The organism is Saccharomonospora saliphila YIM 90502, assembly GCF_000383795.1.
GTDB lineage: Bacteria > Actinomycetota > Actinomycetes > Mycobacteriales > Pseudonocardiaceae > Saccharomonospora > Saccharomonospora saliphila.
In genome coordinates, this window is the sequence record NZ_KB912705.1 from 75,243 (window position 1) to 80,158 (window position 4,916).

A 4,916-nucleotide genomic window follows, 5' to 3' on the forward strand; every position below is an offset into this window, starting at 1 on the left:
CCGGGCCGCGTGCGCCGTCGCGCGGCCCGGGTTGTTTCGCCGGGCCGCCGGGGTAGCCGACAGGCAGCGCCCCGGCGGGACACGGGCGCCCGGCGACTCCAGGAGGTTCCATGCACACCGCCGACACCCCGACGCCCTACTCGGGTCTCGACCGGATGCCGCTGGACGGCACGTGGCGGCCGGGTGGTTCCGGGGCCGTCGCCTCCGACACGAACCCCTACACCGGTGAGGTCCTGACCGAGATCCCGCTCGCCTCCGCCGTGGACGTCGACACCGCCTACCAGGCCGCGCGCCGGGCGCAGCCGGACTGGGCGGCGAGGCCGCCGGGCGAACGCGCCGAGGTGTTCCTGCGGGCGGTCCGCATCCTGGACGCGCGGGCCGCCGAGATCGCCGACTGGCTGGTCGCGGAGGCCGGTGCGGCGCGTTTCCGCGCGGAGTTCGAGGTCGCCCTGGTGCGGGACGTGCTCTTGGAGGCGGCCTCCTTCCCGTCGCGGGTGGCAGGGCGCATCCTGCCGAGCATGGTGCCGGGCAAGGAGAACCGCGTTTACCGGGCGCCGGTGGGCGTGGTCGCCGTGATCAGCCCGTGGAACTTCCCCCTCCAACTGTCGAACCGGTCGGTGGCGCCCGCGCTGGCCGTGGGCAACGCCGTGGTACTCAAACCGGCGGGGGACACCCCGGTGACCGGCGGCCTGCTGCTGGCCCGGCTCTACGAGGAGGCCGGCCTGCCACCGGGTCTGGTCAACGTCGTCGTCGGGAAGGGCTCCGAGATCGGAGACGCGGTGGTCACCCACGACGTGCCGAGCGTCGTGTCGTTCACCGGGTCCACACCGGTGGGCGAAGGCATCGCGCGCAGCGCGCCGCTCAAGCGGTGTGCGCTGGAACTCGGCGGCAACGGCCCGCTCGTGGTGCTCGACGACGCCGACCTCGACCGCGCCGTGGACGCGGCGGTGTTCGGGTCGTTCGTCCACCAGGGGCAGGTGTGCATGGCGACGAACCGGGTGATCGTCGACGACTCCGTGCACGACGCGTTCGTCGACCGGTTCGCCGAGCGGGTGCGCGGGCTGGAGGCGGGCGACCCCGCCGCCGAGCGGACCCGGATCGGCCCGATCATCAACGCGAGCCAGCTCGCCTCCGTGCGGGACACGATCGCCCGCGCGGTCGACGACGGGGCGCGGCAGCTCGTCGGCGGCGAGCCGTTCGGGCCCGTGGGGTCGGTGCTGCCGCCGCACCTGCTGCTCGGTGACAACGACGTCGCCACCGCGGCCGAGGAGGTGTTCGGTCCCGTGGCCACCGTGGTGCGCGCCAAGGACGAGCAGCACGCCCTCGACCTGGCCAACGACACCGAATACGGTCTCTCCAGCGCCGTCTACAGCGGCGACGCCGAACGGGGCGTGCGGTTCGCGCGGCGTGTGCGGGCCGGGATGACCCACGTCAACGACACCACGATCAACGACGACCCGAACACGGCCTTCGGCGGGGAGAAGGCCTCGGGCCTCGGCCGGTTCGGCGGCGACTGGGCCATCGAGGAGTTCACCACCGACCACTGGATCAGCGTCCAGCACACGCCCCGGAGCTTCCCGCTCGCGTGAGCGGGTCTCGCGCGTGCGCGGTGTCCTCGCGCGGGTGCGTGAGCCGCGGTCCGGGCCCGTGGCCGACTGAGACGCTGTGGGCTCGGTGCCCCCTCGGGTGCGACGAGGCGCACGGCGTCGCTTCCGGTCGGCGGCGACTCAGCCTCGGGGCACGAGCGGTTCCCTGGCCGCGAGCGGCAACTCTGTGTCGTCGGAGACCGGCCAGCGCAGCGGGTCCGGGCCGAGCGTGGCCAGCTCGTCCACCTGCCGTGCGCACCACGGTGAGACCGCGTCCGGGGCGCGCCGCACCTCGGTGGCGAACTCGCGCCAGGGCACCCACGCGGCGTCGTCCACCTCGGCCGGGTCCGGCCGCAGCTCCGGGCGCGTGCCGACGGTGGCGCGGTAGACCGGGCACACCTCGTTCTCCCGCACCCCGTCGGCCATCGTGGCCTGGTAGGCGAAGGCGGGCAGCACCAGATCGATCGTGTCGACGACAACGCCGAGTTCGTCGGTCAGCCTGCGGGCCACCGCGTCGGGCAGTACCTCGCCCGGCCCCGGGTGGCCGCAGCACGAGTTGGTGCGCACGCCGGGCCAGGTCTTCTTCGTGGTGGCGCGCCAGGTGACCAGCAGCGCGCCCTCGGGGTCGAAGACGTAACAGGAGAAGGCCAGGTGCAGCGGCGTGTCCTTGTGGTGGACCTCGGACTTGGGCGCGTATCCGACGCGTTCGTAGTCGGCGCCGCAGAGCACGACGTACTCGACGTTCGGATCGAGTGCTGAGGTCATGGCCCACCCCTGACGGTTCACACAAGCGGTCTCGGTTGCACTCTGGTGGGTGGCGCCGCCCACGGCAACCCGGTCGCCCGAACACGTGACCCCGCGCCCCCCACCGGCTCACCACGCCGAGCCCCCTGGGGCTCTTTGGCATGTCGTCAAGGCCTCCTTCACTGCGTTGAGCGCAGGAAAGGAGGCCTTGACGACTCGACAACAGGGGCGAGGGTCGCGGCGAGGCGGGCGATGTCGGCCGGCAGTACGCGGCAACAGCCGCCGACGATCGTGGCGCCCTCGGCCAGCCAGCGGTGCGCGTCGCCGGGCGCATAGCGCGCCGGACCCCTCCACTCGCGGCGTCGCGCGTCCCAGTCCTCGCCGCTGTTCGGGTAGGCGACCACCGGTTTGCCGGTCACCTCCCGCGCGCACGCCACGGCCTCGGGCACTTCGTCCGGTGCGCAGCAGTTGACCCCCACCGCCACGATTCCGGGCGCGTCGGCGGCGACGGCGAAGGCGTCGGCCATCGGCTGCCCGGCACGGGTACGCCCGCCGTCGACGGTGAACGTCAGCCACGCAGGCACGCCGAGCCCCTCGACGGCCGCGACGAGCGCCTCGGCCTCGTCGACGTCGGGCACCGTCTCCAGGGCCAGCACGTCCGGACCGGCCTCGGCCAGCGCCTCGACGCGAGGACGGTGCCAGGCGCGCAACGCGGGCACGCTCACCCCGTACCGGCCGCGGTACTCGGACCCGTCGGCCAGCGCCGCGCCGTAGGGTCCGACCGAGGCGGCGACCCAGCGCGGCGTGCCGTCTCCGGCCAGCTCCGCGCGTGCCCGGCGGGCCAGCTCGACGCCGCGCCGTAGCAGCCCCGCGGTCTCCGCGCGTGTCAGCCCGCGCGCGGCGAAGCCGTCGAACGACGCCTGGTAGGTCGCCGTCGTCGCCACGTGCGCTCCCGCGCGGTAGAAGTCGCGGTGCGTGGCCACGATCTCGTCCGGCGCGTCGAGCAGGAGCCGGGCCGACCACAGCGCGTCGCTCAGGTCGTGCCCGCGTGCCTCCAGCGCGGAGGCGAAGCCCCCGTCGGTGAGCAGGACCGGACCACGGGAATCGGACGTCACGGCTCCACCCTAGGCGGTGTCGCCCCGGTGCCGGGCCCGTTCACGCACCGCCGGGAGGTCCGGGGGTGAACATCACCGGCAGCGAGGTCAGGCCCCGCATCCACACCGACTGCCGCCAGGACAGCGGTGGGGCGCCCGCGGCGAGGTGGACGTCCGGAAGCCGGTCGAGCAGGACCTCGATGCCACCGTGCACGAGGGTGGTCGCGATCTCCTGCGCCGGGTACGGGCAGCCGTGCTCGCCGTGGCTGAACGACAGGTACGCCTCGTTGCCGACGGCGCCGTCGTCGCCCCCGGCCGGGCACCGCCGGGGTCCTCGCGCGTGCGGATCGGTGTTCGCGGCGGCCAGGCCGAGCACGAGCATGTCACCCCGGCGGATGCGCTGGCCTCCGAGGTGGGCGTCGGCGGTGGCGAACCGGCCGATGAAGTTCTGCGTGGGCGGCTCGTACCACAGCACCTCGTTGAGCGCCTGGCCGATGCTGCGGCGGCCACCGGAAAGCGTGATCGCGAACCGGTCGTCGGTGAGCATCAGCCGGAGTGTGTTGCCCATCCAGTCGGCCGTGGTGAGCTGGGCCGCTGCCAGGGTCAGGAACAGATCGGTGGCGATCTCGTCGTCGCCGAGCGCGCGCGGGTGGGCGAGGATGCGGGACGGCAGATCGGCCCCGGGGCGGTGGCGCTTGTCCCGCACCAGGGCACGCATGAGCCGCACGATCCGCTGGTGCGCGCGCACGGCGTCGTGGCCCCGGTCGGCCGACAGCGCGACGTCGCGCACGAGCCCGGGTACCTCGTGTCCGGGCAGCCCGAACAGCCGCGCCAGCATCAGCAGCGGGAGGCGGTGGGTGTAGGAGGCGACGAGGTCGGCCGTGCCCCGGCCGACGAAATCATCGATCAACCGGTCGGCGATCTGGGCGATCTGCGCGCGCAGTTCCACCTGGTCGACGGCGGCCAGTGCCTCGTGCAGCGGCGCCGAGAGGCGGCGGTGCTCCTCGGCGTCGGTGAGGATCGACGACGGTTGCGGCTCCACGTACGGGCGCAGGGACCAGTCCGGCGAGACCCGGTGCCAGCTGTGCCAGTGCCGGGAGGTACGGGCGAACCTCTCCGGATCACTGGTCACCTGGTACAGCTCGCGGTAGCCGAGGACCAGCCAGGCGGGGACGTCTCCCCCCAGCAGAACGGGTGCGACCGGGCCGTGCCGCCTCCGGATCTCCTCGTAGACCCGGGTGGGGTCCTTGGTGAACCGCGGCCCGTACAGCGCGGTGATCTGCTCGGAGGGGCTGGTCGTCATCGGGTGCTCCGGACGGGCGAGACTGCGCGGGCGGTGGGAGGCCAGATTGTAGGCCCCCCACTTCGGACCGTGACGGCTGTCGCGCGTGCCGGACGTGCGGCGTGGAGTGGACGCGCGCCTGCGTGCCCGGGCGTGGCCCGAGCCCCCGGCGTGCCTGGTCAGCCGTCTCGCGGCCGGGTCATCCGGGCC

At 73.9% G+C, this 4,916-nt stretch carries 4 protein-coding genes; 1 reads left to right on the forward strand and 3 read right to left on the reverse strand.

All coding sequences use genetic code 11. The features are described from left to right. Positions 1-110 precede the first annotated feature (110 nt). Positions 111-1,589, forward strand: a complete 1,479-nt coding sequence (locus tag SACSA_RS0117015; RefSeq protein ID WP_019818947.1) for an aldehyde dehydrogenase family protein — start codon at positions 111-113, stop codon at positions 1,587-1,589. A gap of 138 nt (positions 1,590-1,727) precedes the next feature. Here the strand turns inward: SACSA_RS0117015 and idi are convergent, their stop codons facing one another. From idi to SACSA_RS0117030, 3 genes are all read right to left on the reverse strand, one after another. Further along, complete coding sequence (gene idi, locus SACSA_RS0117020; protein ID WP_019818948.1) at positions 1,728-2,351, reverse strand: isopentenyl-diphosphate Delta-isomerase; 624 nt, start codon at positions 2,349-2,351, stop codon at positions 1,728-1,730. A gap of 158 nt (positions 2,352-2,509) precedes the next feature. Next, positions 2,510-3,445 carry a homocysteine S-methyltransferase gene (gene mmuM / locus SACSA_RS0117025; RefSeq protein WP_019818949.1) on the reverse strand — a complete coding sequence of 312 codons (936 nt, stop codon included), beginning with the start codon at positions 3,443-3,445 and terminating at the stop codon, positions 2,510-2,512. A 40-nt stretch (positions 3,446-3,485) separates the two neighbouring features. Beyond that, positions 3,486-4,727 (reverse strand): cytochrome P450, encoded by a 1,242-nt coding sequence (locus tag SACSA_RS0117030; protein ID WP_019818950.1) that lies wholly within the window; start codon positions 4,725-4,727, stop codon positions 3,486-3,488. Positions 4,728-4,916 lie beyond the last annotated feature (189 nt).